The sequence below is a fragment of the Streptomyces sp. CNT360 genome (assembly GCF_000424785.1).
Map to the genome: position 1 here is coordinate 642,066 of NZ_AUKO01000002.1, position 16,464 is coordinate 658,529.

Sequence of the window (16,464 nt, forward strand, 5' to 3'; positions counted from 1 at the left end):
GGTCATCCGCTGTCGTCACGCCCGGTGGGCGCCGGGATCAAAGAGGCGGCCACCGCCTTGTTCACGGCGTCCAGGCGGGACACGGCGCGGAGCTTGCCGTAGACATTGCGCAGATGTCGCTTCACCGTGCCCTCCGCGATGGACAAACGGCGCGCGATCTGCAAGTTGCTCAGTGCTTCACCTGCCAGGGCCAGGACCTCGCACTCGCGCCCCGAGAGGAGGTCGCCGGGCGCCTGGCCCACCCTGTCGAAGCCGTGTTGGGAGACGGAAAGAATCACATGCCCTGAGTCCCGGTCGACGCACACGCTCTTGATGGCCGACAGGAGTTCATGCCGTGTCGACCCCTTCACCAGGTACGCACTGGCACCGAGAGACAGCAGCTCACGGGCGAGCGCGACGTCGTCGTGCATGGTCAGGACGAGAATCCGGGTATGCGGTGAGACCTGCCGTAGCTGCGGCAGAGTTCCGCGCACACCCTGCCCCGGCATCTCGATGTCCAGGACGAGGACATCGGGCTTGAGTTCCGCCGCCTTGCGGCAGGCGTCCTCCCCGCAGTGGGCCTCTCCCACCACCTCGATGCCGGCGGAAGTGAGAATTTCCCGCACTCCCTCCCTGAACAATGTGTGGTCATCAGCGACAACGATGCGCAGGGTCCTAGATTTCGCTTCCACCCTTCTCCCCCTTAAAAGGAACAAAAACGAGAACTCTAGTGCCACATCCGGGCTGCGACTCCACCAGAACATCGCCGCCCAGGAGTTCCGCTCGCTCACGCATGGAGAGCATGCCGCCGTGCCCACACGGCACAGGGGCCTTCGCATCGAATCCGACCCCGTCGTCCTCTACGACAGCACGAGCCTCGCCCGGTTCGAGGTGGACGGCTACGTTGATCACGGTGGCTTTCGCATGCCGCAACGCATTGCGTTGGGCCTCACGGGCTATCAGCAGTAGCTCCTCCGCCACCAGCGGGGGCAGCCACGCCTCATCGCCCGTGACAGAGATGCGTACGTCAGCGGACTGCTCGTCTCCCGTGGCGTCGAGGTCTGCCGCGAGGGCAGCACGGAGTGACCCTGTATCGGCGTGCTGCCGCAGTCCGCTCATCACCTCACGCAGCCGGGCCAGGGACGCGCGAACGATGTCTCGGGCCGCTGCGGCCTTCTCGCGCGCCAGTTCAGGCTGCGTGTCGCGATAGAAATCGTACAGCTCGAGCCAGTTGAGGGCGGAGCCCAAGTGTCCCGCTACCTCGTCGTGCAACTCCCTGGCCACACACCGTCGTTCATCGTCACGCGCACTGTGGACCCGCTCCAGGAGATAGCCACTGTGCGCCACCGAAAGTGCCGAGTGACGAGCGACGATCTGATGGTGGAGCAAGGACAGGAGTACAGAGAACGCGGCAGGCGATGGCCTCGTCTGCTCGGGCTCGTCGAGCAGCACAACGGTCACCGCATCGAAGAGAGCAGCCGAGGCGCGACCGGACTCCACGGGATGCGTCACCCGCCCGTCGGGGTCGAGAGCCTCGCCCTTCAACGAGTCCGTTCCATGCGGTAAGCAGGTCCCGCACCGCAACTCCGCGATGACGTGGACCAGCAGACGGCGCGCCTCGGTCACACGCAGAGCAGCTCGACGGGTATCACCGAGGTGCGAACTCCCTGATGCGAGCAGGGACTCCTCGTATACAGCGAGAACCTCGTCGAGCCGGCGTTCGAGCACGGAGGCAGGAGCAACACGCACTTCCCCCTGCACAGTCACCATCGCCCCCTACCTGATCAGTCGGCCTCTTGACCGCTCGTTGATCCGGAACCCGGAGAGTACCTCGCCACCTGGGCACGGCGCGTTAGGAAGTTGTCAGGATGCTGACGGTATCCGACGGAAACCTTCCGTATACACGCTTCCGATGTCCCGAAAGGAGCACACGGGACTGCCTCCCTCGGCGCGGGCACACCTGTCGCGGCTTGAAAGTCGACCGACCGACTTATAGAACGAGATCTCAAGACGTTCGACAGGTTACGTAGGGGCCGCGGGACAGCGGTTCTACGACGGGGAGGCCTCAGAACCATGAACGTGCTGATCGTCGAGGACGACGACAATGCCGCCGATACGCTCACGGGAACACTCGGCGGGCACGGTTACCAGGTGTACCGCACGGCTGCGGGCGGACAGGCCGTCGACTTGGCACCCTCCGCCCACCTTGTCCTGTTGGCGCTGGAGTTGCCGGACCTGCACGGATACGAAGTCTGCCGGCGCATACGGGAACAGTCCTGCGTCCCAGTGATCGTACTGAGCGGGCGTACGGCCGAACTCGATCGTGTGATGGCGTTCCACATGGGCGCGGACGACTTCATGGCGAAGCCCCTCAGCCGCTACGAGTTGCTGGCGCGCATCCAGGCAATCCTCCGGCGGGCGGGGGGCTGCCCACAGCACGGCGGTGTCGGCTCGACCACAGCGACGAGCACGTCGCCCGTCACGTTCTTGCACGGCATCCCCTCGCCCACTCCCCCACCCAGCCTCGACGCCTCACCGCAGACGGAGTCGATGGAGGCTCCGGCGCGGACATCGCTGTCGGCCGGACCGCTCCGTCTCGACCCTCGGGCCCGGCGGGTGTACCTCAACGGTTCTGAAGTCCGCGTCACGCGCCGGGAGTTCGACCTGTTGACGATGCTGCTCGAAGAGCCGGGCACCGTGATGCAGCGTCAGGAGATCATGAACCAGGTATGGGATGAGAACTGGTTCGGATCCACGCGGACCCTGGACGTGCACGTGGGCTCCCTGCGCAGCAAGCTGGGCAACCCGAAGTGGATCGAGGCCGTCCGCGGAGTCGGCTACCGTCTGACGGTTCCCCAGGATTCCGCCGCGTGAGCGGGCTGTCCATCGATACGGTCGGTGCGTGCTTGAAGTTGCCATTGACGGACTGACTCGTCGGGGCACACCGCTCAACGACCGTCGGCGCTGCTGCGTCGCGCGACCATCGACTGCCCGCCCTGCCCCACAAAACGTGAACCCCCGCCGCCCCCCGGGGGATGGGCGCGGCGGAGGAGTTGATGAACGTCAGACGTTCAGGTCACGGTTACGGAAGCGCGCAAGACCCAGCAGGAGGAGCACGACGGGAGCGACGAGCAGCACAAGCATCTCGGGGCCAAGGCCTTCCTGCAGCGGATTGCCGCCCAGGTAGTAGTAGAAGACCGACAGATACTTCAGCGGTTTCACCGCCTCGGACTGCGAGGCCAGCGCGTTCACGACGAACGAGAACGCGCCGTACCCCGCGGTGATCGCCACGGTCAGCGTGCGGCGGCCTGTCACCGCCCCCGTGGTGAAGGCCACGGCAGCGAAAGTGATCGCGAGCAGGGCGAGGCCGATGATGGTGACCAGGAGATTACCGAAGCCGACACGCATGTCCAGTGCGGTGTCCAGGACGGCGAGCTCCAGCAGGATAAGGACCGAGAAGGCGACGACGGCCAGACAGAGCGCACCGAACCGCTGCAGGAGAAGTCGTCCGCGCTCGATCGGATGAGACAGGTAGAGGTCGAGCAGCCCCGTCTCCTCCTCGCCGGCGACGGACTTGGCGCCGTTGAGAGTGACGTACACCAGCAGGAGCAGCGGCACGATCATGCCGAGGACAGTGGCCTTCAGGAACCCTGGTCCAGAGGCCAGGTCGTCGAAGGAGAGCGCTTCCTGGAATCCGCTGGGGTTCTCGGTGGCCTTGTCCGGATCAAAGCTGGAGGTGTACATCAGCGTGATCAGACCGAGACCGATCGCCCAGAACACCAGGCCGCGGCGCTGATCACGCAGCGCCTTGGCGAAGACGGCGAGTGGTTCAGCGGACACCGTGCATCTCCTCCTCGGGCTCCTGCTCGTAGGCATGCAGGAAGATTTCTTCAAGATCTGCTTCCTCGCACACCAGGTTGATCACGGTGTGCTGGGCGGCGGTCTTGACCAGCGCATCAGCGGCGCCGTCGAGTGTGCAGGTAAGCGTCGCGCCCCTTACCTGCACGTCCCGGGTTCCGGGCAGAGCGGAGAAATGGCGCGGATCGACGGGGTCGGCGAAGCGGATCTCCACCCTGCGCTGGGCCTGTTCGAGCAGCGTTGCCACATCGGAGACCGAGACCAGCTTGCCTCCGCGGATGATTGCGACACGGTCGCCGACATGCTGGACCTCGGACAGGATGTGCGAACTCATCAGCACTGTCTGCCCGTTGTTCTTGGCCTCCCGCACCATGGTCAGGAACTCCTGCTGGACCAGCGGATCAAGTCCGGTGGTGGGCTCGTCCAGGATGAGCAGGTCGGGCTGGTGCATGAATGCCTGAATGATCCCCACCTTCTGCTTGTTGCCCTTCGAGAGGTTGTGCACCGGACGCGTCAGGTCCACCCCGAGGCGCTCGGCGAGCGTGGTGATGGTGGACTTCGACACCCCGCCACGCACCTTGGCGAGGAACTCAAGAAGTTCCAGACCACTACCGCGACCGGCCAAGGGGAGTTCACCAGGGAGGTAACCGACGCGCCTGCGCAGTTCGGCACCGCCCTCGCGGGGATTACGTCCGAAGAGTTCGACGCGGCCCTCGGTCGGGCGCAGCAGATCGAGCAGCAAGCGGATGGTCGTGGTCTTGCCGGCCCCGTTGGGACCGAGATACCCGAAGATTTCTCCCTCGTTGATACTCAGCGACAGTCCGTCCAGGGCCTTGAATTTGCCGTAGGACTTACCGAGTCCCTCGGCTAGCGCCACTGGGGTCATGCTGCATTCGCTCCTTCTGCTCTTGCTCTCGATCGACCCGGACGAGCGGCACCTCACACTCACGCCACTCGTGGAAGTCGCACTTCCGCCAGGCACCGCCCCACCTGATGAACTCCCCCGCGCTTCGCTACCCGATCCAGAGCATCTTCGGTCCCACGTATGGGTGTTGAGGCGAGAAGCGATCATCATGCTCCGCTCCCCACAGAGCTTGAGGGGGCACCAGGCGCCTCACCTCCCGCTCTGCAGCGGTGGATACCGCCACCGGGCGAGACGGTGCCTTGAACTTCCTTCGCTCCGTTCAGTATGCACTGAACAAACAGTACGCGCTATGCGCATCCCCGTTAACGATGCATAAAGGCACGCTCCGCGCTGCGAAGTCACTGGCACTCACATCCGGTGTACCTCTCCCAGCCCCCCTGAAGCGCCCATCCTGAGCTGCGCATACACAGAAGGAGGTGGAGGTCGCGTACCCCTTTCGAGGCACAGGGGCCGACGCCGGTTGCCCGTCTCATGGCCTCTCCACGCGAGCGGAGGCCAGAGAGCGCTCACGTCCCGAACGGGAGAACCACATGTCATCTCAGCTCTTCACCTCGGAACCGGTGACCGGGGACCACCCCGACACGATGGCCGATCGGGTCGGACACGGTTCTCGACGCTCCTCTTGAGCAAGACCCCGCCTCGCGTGTCGCTGTGGAGACGCCGAACACCACGGGATTCGACGGAGCCTCCTGTGGGGTCTCCACCTGACTCGGTGCCCAACCTCCCGCTATCGCACAAGGGGTCGACTCTGGTTACGAGACACGAGGCGAGGAGGAGACAGACGCACTGAACCATCAGGGCGCAGGCCGACCAGGGTCCGAAGTGCGGATACGCATGCGACGGGACACCAGGTCTCATGCCCTTGCCCATCGAACTGGCCCACCGGCTCTCCCGTGGACTCGCCGAAGTCCGGAAGAGCGACACCCCTCCCTTCCTCCGTCCGGACGGTAAGCCTCAGGTGACCATCGAGTACGTGGGCAGCAAACCGACTCGACTGGACACCGTGGTCGTCTCCTCGACCAACTCGCCCAGGACCGCATCAAGCCGGAGACGGACATCCACCGTCTCCTGGTCGACCCGACCGGCCGTTCCGAAATCGGTGGTCCGATGCAGGACGCCGCCTGACGGGCCGCAAGTTCGTCATCGACACATACGGCGGGTCTGCCCGGCACGGTGGCCGCGCCTTCTCGGGCTAGGACCTCTCCAAGGTCGATCGCTCAGCCGCGTACGCAACACGCTGAGCAGCCAAGAACATCGAGGCCGCCGGACTCGCCGACCGCTGCGAGGTTCAAGTCGCCTACGCCGTCGACGAAGCCGATCCAGGGTGAGCAGCGCACCCGGTCCGGCCACCAGCCGTACATCGGCTCGGGACTGCACTACGGGGCGACTGCGGAGCTGCTCCAGCAGTTGGCCGAGGACCAGGAGGTGAAGCAATCCGGCGTCCTTCGGCAGATGTCGAGCCCTTCGGCCACGTCTGCCGGCGACGAGCGCGGCTCGTCCATGTGCCACGCGCGGTCGACAGACCCCGTCCGCACCATAGTTCCGTCCAGTCCGCCGTAACGGTCCGGCGCTGTACGGTCCAGATCCGCTTGTTGGTGTCGATGTCTGCGACGCGGCAGCCTGAGACCCGCGCCCGGTGGGCTGACTGACAAGGGCACCAAGGGAAAGCGCGCCCGCAAGGCTCCCATCGTCGAAGAGATCCGTCCCCTCGTCGCTCGACGCCTCCTGTCCGCCGGCCCGGATCCTGGTGCCCGCGTGTTCACCGGCCCGCGCAGCGGACGCGTCTCCCCCCGCCGTCCTGCGCGATGCGACGCCACACATGCAACGACGTGGTCAGCAGGCTCGGCTACGAGCACCCGCGCCGCCACGACCTCCGGCACACCGGACTGATCTGGTTCGCCGACGCAGGGTTCAGATGCACGTCCGTCCTACGACGCATCGCCGACCACGGATCGCCGACCACGGCCCAGCGGTACCTGCACCCGGGCGTAGGCGACATCACGGCCACTGGGGCGGCGCTTCCCGCGCACCCCAGCACGTCGCACGCACCACACTCGCTGCGCAGCTCCGTCGTCGTGACCCGCTGAACGGTCAAGGGCGCCGGTACCCCACTGGCCCCCAGAAATGATCGAGGGCCGGTTCCGGATGCCTCCGAAACCGGCCCTGACCTGCGACTTCGTAAAGTCGGGACGGCGGGATTTGAACCCACGACCCCTTGACCCCCAGTGAACGAAACACCGTCCACAGGGGTCTGTGAGTTCCGGGGAGTGCGCAAACGTCCAGGTCAGGGCCAGCTTTTCCGGCTCGTTCCACGGAGTCCGTGAGATCTGCGTGAGACGACGAAGCCCCGGCTCGGTGGAGTTCACCGGCCGGGGCTTCGCCGCGCCTTGGGGCGGTCAGTTCTGCTCGTCGCCCTCGGCCTCTGCGCCGACGGCGGGCGGCTCGGGTTCAGCCGGGGCCGTACTGATCCGCAGGCATCCGTCCGTGCCGAACAGCTCGATCAACTGCGACAGATGGGCGCGCGCCGCGCTGCGGCCGGGTGTCTCTCCCGTGGTCACCCGCGCCCCTCCAGGTCCGCCCACACGATCTTGCCCCAGCGCCGCTCATCCGTGCCCCAGTCGGCGGCCAGCGCCGCCACGAGGCGCAGACCACGCCCGCCTTCTTCACTGTCGTCGGCTTCGCGCTGCACCGGCCGCGCCCGGGAAAGATCCGCGACGCCGACACGTACCCGCGCAGCGCCGGGACGGTCGATGACGACCCGGATGGACGCCCGCCGGGCGTGCTGCACGGCGTTGGCCACCAGCTCGGAGACGATCAGCGCCCCGTCCTCGGCCAATGCGTCCAGCCCCCAGACGGCACAGGCGGTACGAAGCAGGCGCCGCGCGGTGGCTGCGCTCTCGGGCTGCCTCGGCAGGGTCTCGCTGTACCCGGGGTATCCGGTCTGGCGGGCCCGGGTTGTAGGTTGCGGCATGTCGGTCTGCTTCCTTCAGATCGGCCAGCCCCGGGGCCGTTCGCGCGGTCGCCGGGGCGCTTCGCGTTCAGGTAACCGGGGTGCGTGATCATGCGGAGGAGCCAACCAGGGGGCCAGGGAGGGGCCACACTGGATACGGAAGGAGGCCACCATGAGCGACACCACCGAGCGACGCCGCGAGTTCGGCGCCTACCTCGCCGGTCTGCGGCGGCACTCCGGCCGCCCGCAGCGGCAGTTCGCCGCCGTGCTGTGCGCCGTGTCCGGCGCCCAGTCGATCACGCGGAACGAGGTCTCCCGGTGGGAGCGCGGGGAGCGCATCCCGGACGTGTGGCTCCCCACCTTCGCCCAGGTACTCGGTGTGCCGCTGCGTGAGCTGGAGCAGGCCGCCGCGTACGCCCGGGGGGACGCTCAGGCCACCCTTCCCGGGGTCGCGGCCACCCTCGCGGACCTGCTGCCCGACGGGGACGCGCTGGAGCCCTTGGCGACCCCCCGTGGCCGTCGGATCGGCGCCACCACCGTGGACGGCCTGGCGGCTCGCGTCCACGGCCTCCGGCTCGCGGACGATGTGCTGTCCGGCGGTGACCTGATCGCCCCCGCCTTCCGTGAGCTGCGCGCCGCCGTCCGCCTGTACCGCGAGTCCGAGCACTCCGAGGAAACGGGGCGCGGCCTCCTCGTGCAGATCGGGGAGTTGGGCCAGATCGCCGGATGGATCGCCTCCGACGCCGGTCGGGGTGAGGACGCGGAGCACGCCTACCGACTCGGACTCTCGGCCGCCCGCCAGGCCGGGGACGCGCCGCTGGTGGCACAGCTCGCGGGCAGCCTCGCCTACCACCTGTCGAACAGCGGCCGGGAACGAGAGGGCCTGGAACTGGCGAAGGCAGCCGTCACCGAGGCCGGGCCGGACGCTCCGGCCACAACCCGCGCCCTGTTCCTGGACCGCGTGGCATGGGCGCACACGCGTGCCGGGGAGGCCCAACCCGCCCTGCGGGCGCTCGGGGAGGCCCACGCCGCCCTGGATGCCACGGACGGCCCTCCCGCGCCGACGTGGGCCTACTGGGTGAACCGCGAGGAGCTGGAGGTCATGGACGCCCGGGTGTTCACCGAGCTGCGTCGCCCGTTGCGCGCGGTGCCGCTTCTCCAGGACGTGCTGGGACGCTACGACGCCACCCACGCCCGGGAGGTCGCGCTGTACCGCTCATGGTTGGCCGTGGCGCTGGCCGACGCCAACGAGCCCGAGCAGGCTGCCGAAGAGGCCCGCCGCGTCATCGACACGTCCGGTGATCTCTCCTCGGAACGCACGGCGGAGCGCGCTCGGACGGTGCTGCAACGGCTGAAGGAGTATGAGGGCGTACCGGAAGCGCGCGAAGTACTCGCCGACTACGGGCACTTGCTGCTCGCTTAGGGATATGCCGAGTATTCGGCGTGTCGGTGCGCTAAGCATCCATGCACACCTGCAGCGCCGCGCCACGAAGCCCGTCCTCCGCGCCCTGAAGGCGTACCGCGCCACGCAGGCGGCGGAGAAGCTGGCCGCCGGGGAGGCGTACGAGAACTGCGGCTACGTGCTCGTGGACGAGCTGGGGCAGCCGTGGAAGACGGACGAGCTCCGGCGCGAGGCGTACAAGCTCATGGATGCGACAGGCGTCCGACGGGTGCGGCTGTACGACGCGCGGCGCGCCTGCCTGTCGTGGATGGCGAACAACGGGGTGCCGGACACGGTGGTCTCCGCGTGGGCCGGTCACGCGGATCTCGGGTTCACGAAGCGGACCTACGTGCACTCCGACCCGCAGTCGCTCAGAGCGGGTTCGGAGAAGCTGGCCGAAGTGCTCGGCTGACCTTGGTCAACAGCGTGCGTGAAAAATTGTGAGACGGCGACCCTGGGAACGATCAAGAGGGGCCCCGAAGGACCCCTCTGACCTGCTATCTCTCTGTCGGGACGGCGGGATTTGAACCCACGACCCCTTGACCCCCAGTCAAGTGCGCTACCAAACTGCGCCACGTCCCGGTGCCACGCTCGGTTCGGGGCTTTCCCCTGCGCCGCTCGCGCACAAAGAACAATACAGCACTCCAGGGGGTGCTCGCGCCCACCCCCGGGGCCTCTCGCCAAGATCATCGAGGCCGCGCGTTTGGCCTGATGGCCGGACGGGAACTCCGGCGTCCTGCGACAGATGGCCGGAACCACTGAGGGCTCCGGCCGCGCTCCAGGGGAGGAGGTCTCGGCTGTGAGCCGGTCCCGCATAGTGATCGTCGGAGCTGGATTCGCCGGATACCAGGCGGCGCGGACCCTCTCGCGTACGCTCCGTGGCGCGGTGGAGATCGTTCTGGTGAATCCCAACGACTACTTCCTGTACATGCCCCTGCTGCCGGAGGTGGCCTCCGGCATCCTGGAGCCACGCCGGGTCTCCGTGTCGCTGGCCGGGACGCTGCCGCGCGTCCGGCTCGTCCTCGGCGAGGTCGGCAGCGTGGACTTCGACGAGCGCCGGCTCCAGTACGTGGACCCCGAGGGCCGCTCCGGAGAGCTCAGCTACGACCGGCTGCTGCTGACCGTCGGCAGCGTCAACAAGCTCCTGCCGATCCCCGGCGTCGCCGAGCACGCGCACGGCTTCCGGGGCATGCCGGAGGCGCTGTACCTGCGTGACCACGTCAACCGCCAGGTCGCCCTGGCGGCCGGCGCGGACGATCAGGAGGAGGCGGCGGCCCGGCGTACCTTCGTGGTCGTGGGCGCCGGATACACGGGCACGGAGGTCGCGGCCCACGGCAAGATGTACACGGACTCGCTGGCCCGGCAGCACAGCCGGGGCGAGCCGAGGCAAGGGGATCCCCGGCAGGAGGAGCCCGGCTCCGTCCGTGCGCGGGACGCCGAAAGCTCCCGCTGGCTGCTCCTCGACCTGGCCCCGCGGATCCTGCCCGAACTGGACCAGCGGCTGTCCGACACCGCGCACAGGGTGCTGACCAAGCGCGGCGTCGACGTACGGACGAAGACGTCGGTCAAGGAAGCCACCAGTGACGGCGTGCTGCTGGACGACGGGGAGTTCGTCCCCACCCGTTCCCTCATCTGGTGCGTGGGGGTCCGTCCCGACCCGATGGTGCAGGACCTGGGGCTGGACACCCAGCAGGGGCGGCTGGTGGTCGACGAGTACCTCCGGGTACCCGGCCACCCGGAGGTTCTGGCCTGCGGTGACGCGGCCGCGGTGCCCGATCTGACCCGGCCGGGGGAGATCACTCCGATGACGGCCCAGCATGCCGTCCGGCAGGGGAAGACCGCGGGACGTAACCTCGCCGCCTCTTTCGGTTACGGAGCCTCCCGTCCCTACAAGCACCACGACCTCGGCTTCATGGTCGATCTGGGCGGGTTGCAGGCCGCCGCGAACCCGCTGAAGCTGCCGCTGTCCGGGCCGCTCGCCAACCTGGTGACCCGCGGCTACCACCTGGCGTCCATGCCCGGGAACCGGGTACGTGTGCTGGCGGACTGGGCGCTGGATGCCGTGCTGCCGCGGCAGGCGGCGCAGCTGGGGCTGGTGCGGTCCTGGTCGGTGCCCCTGGAGTCCTCGTCCCCCGAGGTGGCCCGGGTCCCGGCTTCCTGAACCCGCATGGGCCGGGCCGGACGGTGCGTGCCGTACGGTCCGGCCCGCCACCACCTCACGGGGAAGCGGGCGGCGCCTCGCCTCCCGCCTTTGAGACGATGAGTGGGCCGACCCTCTCATGCGGTCGGCAGGACTTGCCGAGGTCCCGCATCATCCATTGCACGTAGCGCTGCTCGGTGGCCTTGCCGTCGATGCGCAGCCAGGCGTCGTCGGAGCCGGTGAGTCCGGCGAAGTTGGCGCTTCCTGTGTAGGTGGTGCGGGTGTACTTGCCCCGCACGTAGCCCTCGACGGTCATGGCCTTGGCATGCAGAACGACGTCTTTGCCCTGCTCGTTCTTGCGCTTGCAGGGAAAGAGGATGGCGCCTGCACTCCGTAGTTCCTTCAGGATCTTCGGGTCCCACGCAGCCTCGCCCGGGCCCGCGTTGTCGTTGGTGCCGGGGTAGTGGAGAACGGTCACGGCGCAGCCGTCGCGGGCCTTGTGTACCAGGGTGTCGGCGAGTTGCTGACGGTTCTTGGTGAAGCTCAGCATGGCGATGTCGATGAGGGCGCCGCCGCCGCTCGGCTCGCCCTGGACAGGGCGGTCGCAGGAGACGGGCTCCAGTTCCCGCACCACCGGATCGACGGCGCCCGCCCACGGGTACAAGAAGGCGTGGTACCTGGGGTCGCTCCCCTTCACTTCCCGGGTGTAGGGCGTGGGCCAGTACTCGCCGAAAGGCATCCGGTGCTGTTGCTTGCGCCCGGCCACCAGGTCGTCGAAGTACTTCCGGTAGCCCGTGTAGGGGCCGCGGTCGGCGACGGTGACGGCGTCGTTCCAGGACTCGACCGTGTAGAAGTCGTTCAGGTTGGACGAGGACTGATAGACGACGTCGCGGTACTGCTTGCCACCGGCGCGGACGGCGGAGAAGAGAGCGAACTTGTTGTGGTTCAGTTTCGCGCCGATGCATCCGCGGGCTGCCGTTTTGCGTCCTCGGTCCGAACACGTCGCCGCCCAGGACGAGGTGCCGGCGAGATGCTGCCGCAACGCGAGCAGCGCCTTGCTCGGCGGTGTCACATTCCCCTTGCTGTCGCGCCTGCCGCCGTTGTTCACTCCGTCCATCAGGACGCGGACGCGCACACCGTGGTGCGCTTGGTCGATCAGGGAGCGGACGATCTGCTTCTCCGCCACCGACGACTGGATGTCGAACTGGTGCATGGACATCTCGATGGTGCCGCCGCGCGGCACGTTGCTGATCAGTCGGGCGAGCTGCCGCATGATCCGCTCGTTGTCGGCCGTGCTGCCGACCGGATCGTTGAACACCGGCCGAGCGACCACCGGGTCACCGGTGACCGGCGGGGCCGAGGGCACGCCCACCCGGGGCGGGGCCGAGTCCTTTCCGCCTGTGTCCGGTTGTGCGTCCTCGCGGCACCCCGCCAGCAGCAGGCCCACGACGGCGACCAGCGCGATCCCCGCGCGCTTCCCCCCTGACATCGTCATGCTCCCTCCGGCTTCTCATGCCGAGACCGCTTTGACGTGCTGCCTCCCACAGTGGGGCACACGCATACGGAGGGGGAACCGCCCGTCGGCTCCTGTTGCACGTCCGCGACAGACCTGTGCACCGGCACCACACCCGCCGGGTGGCGACGCGTTCCCTGGCCCGCGCGGGAGGTCACGCACTTTCTGTGCGGCGGGAACAGACGGTCCGGCCGGTACTGTTGCACCGACCAGGAGACCCGCACCGTGCGGGCGGCGAACACGGAGGCAACAGGCCGTCCCGGCGCGATCCGGGGCTCCCGGCGCCACAGTGCGCCCGGCAACCGACATCCGCTGTCGAGGGGCGACCGCTCCAGCCGGCTGCGGACCCGGGCCGAGGTCTTTTCACACAGGAGGAGCATTTCTTGAACGACGGGCCCTTGACACTCATGGCTGTACACGCCCACCCCGATGACGAGGCCACCGGAACGGGAGGGGTCCTCGCACGGTACGCGGCCGAGGGCATCCGTACCGTCCTCGTGACGTGTACCGACGGCGGTTGCGGTGACGGGCCAGGGGGCGTCAAGCCGGGCGACCCCGAGCACGATCCGGCGGCCGTCGCCTCGATGCGGCGTCAGGAACTCGAAGCCAGTTGCGAGGTCCTGAAAGTGAGTCACTTGGAGATGCTGGGGTGGGCCGACTCCGGAATGATGGGCTGGACGACCAATGACGCCCCCGATTCCTTCTGGCAGACCCCCGTGGAGGAGGGTGCTGCCCGACTCGCGGAACTCATGCGGCGCTACCGGCCCGATGTGGTCGTCACCTACGACGAGAACGGCTTCTACGGCCACCCCGACCACATCCAGGCCAACCGCATCACGAAGGCGGCGCTGGCAATGACCACGCTGACCCCGAAGGTGTACTGGACGACGGCACCCCGTTCGATGACGCAGCGTTTTCTGGAGGTCATGCGCGAATTCGGCGGGGACGACCAGGTACCGGACCCCGCCGAGGCCGCCGCGATGGCCGAGATCGGGCTGCCCGACGAGGAGATCACCACCTGGGTGGACACCACCGCATTCGGCGGTCAGAAGTTCGACGCGCTGGCGGCGCACGCCAGCCAGGGCGAGAACATCTTCTTCCTCGGGATGGGTCAGGAGAGGTTCACCGAGCTGATGGGGGTGGAGACCTTCGTACGTGTCCAGGACAGCACCGGCGCGGCTCTCCCCGAGAACGACCTCTTCGCCGGACTGCGCTGACCCGCCCGCGCCGGAGAGCTCACATTCCGCACGGCCCGATCGGGTCGGACCGTTCCTGCGCAGGCAGGTGCGTCAGGGGCGCAGGGCGCGGAGGTGGGCCGTGCGGACGTCGGCCGTCTGACCCTGGACGACAAGGAAGAGGCCCTCGCGGGCCAGCCGTTGGGCCGGGTCGGAGAGACCGAAGGCGCGGCCGCCCCCGGCGACCACGGCCGCCGTGGTGGCGGCGCGCATCAGGTCGTAGGCGCGGGTCTTGACCGCGAGCCTGTCGTCGAGGCGTTCGGCGGGCGGGACCTCGTCGACGAGGGCGTAGGCGTCGCGGCGAGCCGCGTCGAGGCGGGCGCGCAGCGCGTCTGCCGTCTCCTTCGCCTCGCCGTCCGCGGAGCCGTCGAGGAGAGCCAGGGCGGCGCGGGCGACGCCGAACACGGCGGGGTTGGTGTTGGTGTTCTTGGGACGGTCGTCCACCGCCCACTGCTCCTGGCGGGTGCGCAAGGCCACCGCGTCGTCGGGCAGCACCAGGCCGTCGAGCAGCAGCCCGACCGTGTGGGTGCCGGTGAGCGCTGCGAGCTGGAGCGGCGGCGTCGGGGTCAGGCCCGGCTGTTCGCGGGGCCGGCCGACGGCGAAGACCACCTCTCCGTCCTCCGTGGCACCGCCCAGCAGGAACAGGTCGTTGCGGCCCCACCCCGTGTACCAGGGCACCCGTCCGTCGAAGCGCCAGCCGCCGGGCACGCGGGAGGCCCTCACCGGGAGCTTCGGGTGGGCGCGCAGGTGCGAGAATGCGATCCCGGCGAGCTGCGTGCCCTCGCTCAGCGGACGGAGCCAGCGGTCACGCGCCGCGCGGGTCTCGTCGCCGCCGGCGGCCAGCATGCGGACCGGGGTGTGGTGCTGGGCCTGGAGGAAATACGTCGAGCAGCAGGCTCCCGCCAGGATCTCCGCGATCTCACGGCCGACGGCCGCGGGTGCTTCGGCGCCGCCGTACGCAGCGGGCGCGTCGACTCCCAGGACGCCCGACTCCTTGACGGCGGCGACGGCCTCCGGCGTGACACCTTTGCGGTCGTGCGCTTCGGCGGCCGGCGCGAGAACGTCGTCGGCCAGTCGGTGGGCGGCCTCGATGAGGGGGTGGTCCGGGACGGCGGCCATGCTGGGGGCTCCTCGGAGTGAGCGGGCGTACTGACACTTCCCGGGGAGACAACGGCTCGCCGAGGCAGACACCGCGTCTCCACCAGGGGCAAGCCTTGCAGGCGTCGCAGCCGTCCGGACGGCGAGGTCACCGGTGGCACAAGCACGCGTGCTCATGCATATGGTCGACGCGCTGCTGACCGAGAAGGGCGTGCAGCAGCTCAACCGGGCCGTGGACACCGTCCGGCTGGCCCCTGCCGAGGTCGCCGGGAAGTTTCTCAGGCCAACGGGCTGCTGTGAGCCGCGCAGCTCCTCCCCCGCCACCGCCCAGCGCCGGCGCGCCCGACGACCAGGAGAACCCCCCATGACGACGACCAGGAGAACCCCCCATGACGCAGGCCGGTTCTGAAACCCCTGCTTTTGCGCAGGAGATCCTCTTCGACCGTGTGGTCAAGACGTACCCGAACGCCACCGTCCCCGCGGTGGACGACCTGTCGTTGACCGTTCCGGCCGGCGGGATCTGCGTGCTGCTCGGCCCGTCCGGCAGCGGCAGGACGACCGCGCCGATGATGGTCGACCGGCTCGCCGGGATCACCGGCGGCGACATCCCTGTCGGCGGACGCTCCATCCGCGACCTGGACCCCATCAGGCTGCGCCGGTCGATCGGCTGTGTCATCCAGCAGACCGGGCTGTCCCCGCACCTGTAGATCGCCGAGAACGTCCAACATCGGCCGCGCGCTGCCCAACCCCGCCGTGATCGCCATCGGCCTGGCAACTTCCGGGCCGACCTTCACCAACATCGCGATCGCCCTGCTCATCACGGCCGCCCCACCGATCCTGAGCCAGGCCTACCAGGCGGTCGACCAGGTCGATCCCGACCTGGTGCGCTCCGCACGCGACATGGGCCTCACCCCCGTCCAGGTGCTGTTCGAAGTCGAACTGCCGCCGGCGCTGCCGCTGCTGCTCTCCGGGGTGCGCGCCGCCGTCGTCCACGTCGTCTCCAGCGCGACGCTCGCCACCGTCGCGGGTGGTGGCGGACTCGGTGACATCGTCCTGGGTCAGGCCATCGACGGATCGGAAGGCGTCATCGCCGCCGCCTTGTGGGACGCCGCCCTCGCCCTGCTCGCCGACGGCGCGCTCGCGCTCCTCCAGCGCCTCCTCGTTCCTGAAGGCCCCCGGACCCCCGCGCAGTAGGACCGCGGAGCGGCCCGCCACCGGGTGGCGGGCCGCTCCGTGCCACCTCGCGAGAATACGGTCACGCCCCGGCCTCGACGGAAGACGACGGCGGTCCGCCCACGGTGCGCGAACGTTAGCCACCCCCGGAT

General features: G+C 68.7%; 16 protein-coding genes, 1 tRNA gene and 2 pseudogenes. 10 read left to right on the plus strand and 9 right to left on the minus strand.

The features are described from left to right. Positions 1–2: 2 nt before the first annotated feature. The gene (locus H297_RS0107145; protein ID WP_027736471.1) at positions 3–671 is read right to left on the minus strand and encodes a response regulator transcription factor; all 669 of its coding nucleotides are present in this window, start codon (positions 669–671) and stop codon (positions 3–5) included. Next, a complete protein-coding gene (locus H297_RS35060) occupies positions 655–1,749 on the minus strand; it encodes an ATP-binding protein (RefSeq protein WP_051351610.1) in 1,095 nt (364 codons plus the stop codon). Before H297_RS35060 ends, H297_RS0107145 begins: the two co-directional genes overlap by 17 nt. Before the next feature lie 303 nt (positions 1,750–2,052). Here H297_RS35060 and H297_RS0107155 point away from each other — a divergent pair, with 303 nt between their 5' ends. Further along, positions 2,053–2,853, plus strand: coding sequence for a response regulator transcription factor (locus tag H297_RS0107155; RefSeq protein ID WP_027736472.1), 801 nt, complete (start codon positions 2,053–2,055; stop codon positions 2,851–2,853). A gap of 189 nt (positions 2,854–3,042) precedes the next feature. On the opposite strand, the gene H297_RS0107160 is transcribed toward H297_RS0107155, so the two are convergent. Together H297_RS0107160 and H297_RS0107165 are read right to left on the minus strand one after the other, a co-directional pair. Continuing rightward, entirely contained in the window at positions 3,043–3,819 is a 777-nt protein-coding gene (locus H297_RS0107160; RefSeq protein WP_027736473.1) for an ABC transporter permease subunit, read from the minus strand. Then, complete coding sequence (locus tag H297_RS0107165; RefSeq protein ID WP_027736474.1) at positions 3,809–4,723, minus strand: ABC transporter ATP-binding protein; 915 nt, start codon at positions 4,721–4,723, stop codon at positions 3,809–3,811. Before H297_RS0107165 ends, H297_RS0107160 begins: the two co-directional genes overlap by 11 nt. 895 nt (positions 4,724–5,618) lie before the next feature. Between H297_RS0107165 and H297_RS44065 the strand changes: the two are divergent. The 3 genes and pseudogenes from H297_RS44065 to H297_RS44075 all read left to right on the plus strand — a co-directional run. Then, a pseudogene (locus tag H297_RS44065) lies at positions 5,619–5,762 on the plus strand (methionine adenosyltransferase); the annotation flags it as partial. Positions 5,763–5,880: 118 nt separating this feature from the next. Then, positions 5,881–6,090: pseudogene (locus H297_RS44070) on the plus strand (methionine adenosyltransferase domain-containing protein); the annotation flags it as partial. Positions 6,091–6,567: 477 nt separating this feature from the next. Further along, on the plus strand, positions 6,568–6,849 hold the full coding sequence (locus tag H297_RS44075; RefSeq protein ID WP_486589436.1) for a hypothetical protein: 282 nt from the start codon (positions 6,568–6,570) through the stop codon (positions 6,847–6,849). Positions 6,850–7,158: 309 nt separating this feature from the next. Here the strand turns inward: H297_RS44075 and H297_RS43175 are convergent, their stop codons facing one another. Both H297_RS43175 and H297_RS0107185 read right to left on the minus strand, forming a co-directional pair. Beyond that, the gene (locus H297_RS43175) at positions 7,159–7,320 is read right to left on the minus strand and encodes a hypothetical protein (protein ID WP_158693656.1); all 162 of its coding nucleotides are present in this window, start codon (positions 7,318–7,320) and stop codon (positions 7,159–7,161) included. Beyond that, complete coding sequence (locus H297_RS0107185; protein ID WP_027736475.1) at positions 7,317–7,733, minus strand: ATP-binding protein; 417 nt, start codon at positions 7,731–7,733, stop codon at positions 7,317–7,319. The genes H297_RS43175 and H297_RS0107185 overlap by 4 nt, the downstream gene beginning before the upstream one ends. 151 nt (positions 7,734–7,884) lie before the next feature. Between H297_RS0107185 and H297_RS0107190 the strand changes: the two genes are divergently transcribed. Further along, positions 7,885–9,135, plus strand: a complete 1,251-nt coding sequence (locus H297_RS0107190; protein WP_027736476.1) for a helix-turn-helix domain-containing protein — start codon at positions 7,885–7,887, stop codon at positions 9,133–9,135. A 4-nt stretch (positions 9,136–9,139) separates the two neighbouring features. After that, positions 9,140–9,565 carry a tyrosine-type recombinase/integrase gene (locus tag H297_RS35070; RefSeq protein WP_027736477.1) on the plus strand — a complete coding sequence of 142 codons (426 nt, stop codon included), beginning with the start codon at positions 9,140–9,142 and terminating at the stop codon, positions 9,563–9,565. Between the two features lie 96 nt (positions 9,566–9,661). Here H297_RS35070 and H297_RS0107200 read toward each other — a convergent pair. Then, a tRNA-Pro gene (locus tag H297_RS0107200) sits at positions 9,662–9,735 on the minus strand. A 217-nt stretch (positions 9,736–9,952) separates the two neighbouring features. On the opposite strand from H297_RS0107200, the gene H297_RS0107205 reads away from it, so the two are divergent. Continuing rightward, on the plus strand, positions 9,953–11,314 hold the full coding sequence (locus H297_RS0107205; RefSeq protein ID WP_027736478.1) for an NAD(P)/FAD-dependent oxidoreductase: 1,362 nt from the start codon (positions 9,953–9,955) through the stop codon (positions 11,312–11,314). 55 nt (positions 11,315–11,369) lie between these two features. On the opposite strand, the gene H297_RS0107210 is transcribed toward H297_RS0107205, so the two are convergent. Beyond that, entirely contained in the window at positions 11,370–12,782 is a 1,413-nt protein-coding gene (locus H297_RS0107210) for a phospholipase D-like domain-containing protein (RefSeq protein ID WP_037793049.1), read from the minus strand. A 407-nt stretch (positions 12,783–13,189) separates the two neighbouring features. Here H297_RS0107210 and H297_RS0107215 point away from each other — a divergent pair, with 407 nt between their 5' ends. Then, positions 13,190–14,023 (plus strand): PIG-L family deacetylase, encoded by an 834-nt coding sequence (locus H297_RS0107215; protein ID WP_027736480.1) that lies wholly within the window; start codon positions 13,190–13,192, stop codon positions 14,021–14,023. 72 nt (positions 14,024–14,095) lie between these two features. Here H297_RS0107215 and H297_RS0107220 read toward each other — a convergent pair whose 3' ends face one another. Further along, positions 14,096–15,160, minus strand: a complete 1,065-nt coding sequence (locus tag H297_RS0107220; RefSeq protein WP_027736481.1) for an acyl-CoA dehydrogenase family protein — start codon at positions 15,158–15,160, stop codon at positions 14,096–14,098. 368 nt (positions 15,161–15,528) lie between these two features. Here H297_RS0107220 and H297_RS0107225 point away from each other — a divergent pair, with 368 nt between their 5' ends. After that, positions 15,529–15,846, plus strand: a complete 318-nt coding sequence (locus tag H297_RS0107225; protein WP_027736482.1) for an ATP-binding cassette domain-containing protein — start codon at positions 15,529–15,531, stop codon at positions 15,844–15,846. Then, on the plus strand, positions 15,809–16,333 hold the full coding sequence (locus H297_RS35075; RefSeq protein ID WP_486589437.1) for an ABC transporter permease subunit: 525 nt from the start codon (positions 15,809–15,811) through the stop codon (positions 16,331–16,333). Before H297_RS0107225 ends, H297_RS35075 begins: the two co-directional genes overlap by 38 nt. Positions 16,334–16,464: the final 131 nt, after the last annotated feature.

Bases quoted from the DNA above. Each gene is read 5' to 3' on its own strand.
- H297_RS0107220 (WP_027736481.1), bottom strand. From the start codon at position 15,160: ATGGCCGCCGTCCCGGACCACCCCCTCATCGAGGCCGCCCACCGACTG.
- H297_RS0107190 (WP_027736476.1), top strand. From the start codon at position 7,885: ATGAGCGACACCACCGAGCGACGCCGCGAGTTCGGCGCCTACCTCGCC.
- H297_RS0107155 (WP_027736472.1), top strand. From the start codon at position 2,053: ATGAACGTGCTGATCGTCGAGGACGACGACAATGCCGCCGATACGCTC.
- H297_RS35060 (WP_051351610.1), bottom strand. From the start codon at position 1,749: ATGGTGACTGTGCAGGGGGAAGTGCGTGTTGCTCCTGCCTCCGTGCTC.
- H297_RS44075 (WP_486589436.1), top strand. From the start codon at position 6,568: ATGCGACGCCACACATGCAACGACGTGGTCAGCAGGCTCGGCTACGAG.
- H297_RS0107225 (WP_027736482.1), top strand. From the start codon at position 15,529: ATGACGCAGGCCGGTTCTGAAACCCCTGCTTTTGCGCAGGAGATCCTC.
- H297_RS35070 (WP_027736477.1), top strand. From the start codon at position 9,140: ATGCCGAGTATTCGGCGTGTCGGTGCGCTAAGCATCCATGCACACCTG.
- H297_RS0107165 (WP_027736474.1), bottom strand. From the start codon at position 4,723: ATGACCCCAGTGGCGCTAGCCGAGGGACTCGGTAAGTCCTACGGCAAA.
- H297_RS0107185 (WP_027736475.1), bottom strand. From the start codon at position 7,733: ATGCCGCAACCTACAACCCGGGCCCGCCAGACCGGATACCCCGGGTAC.
- H297_RS0107210 (WP_037793049.1), bottom strand. From the start codon at position 12,782: ATGTCAGGGGGGAAGCGCGCGGGGATCGCGCTGGTCGCCGTCGTGGGC.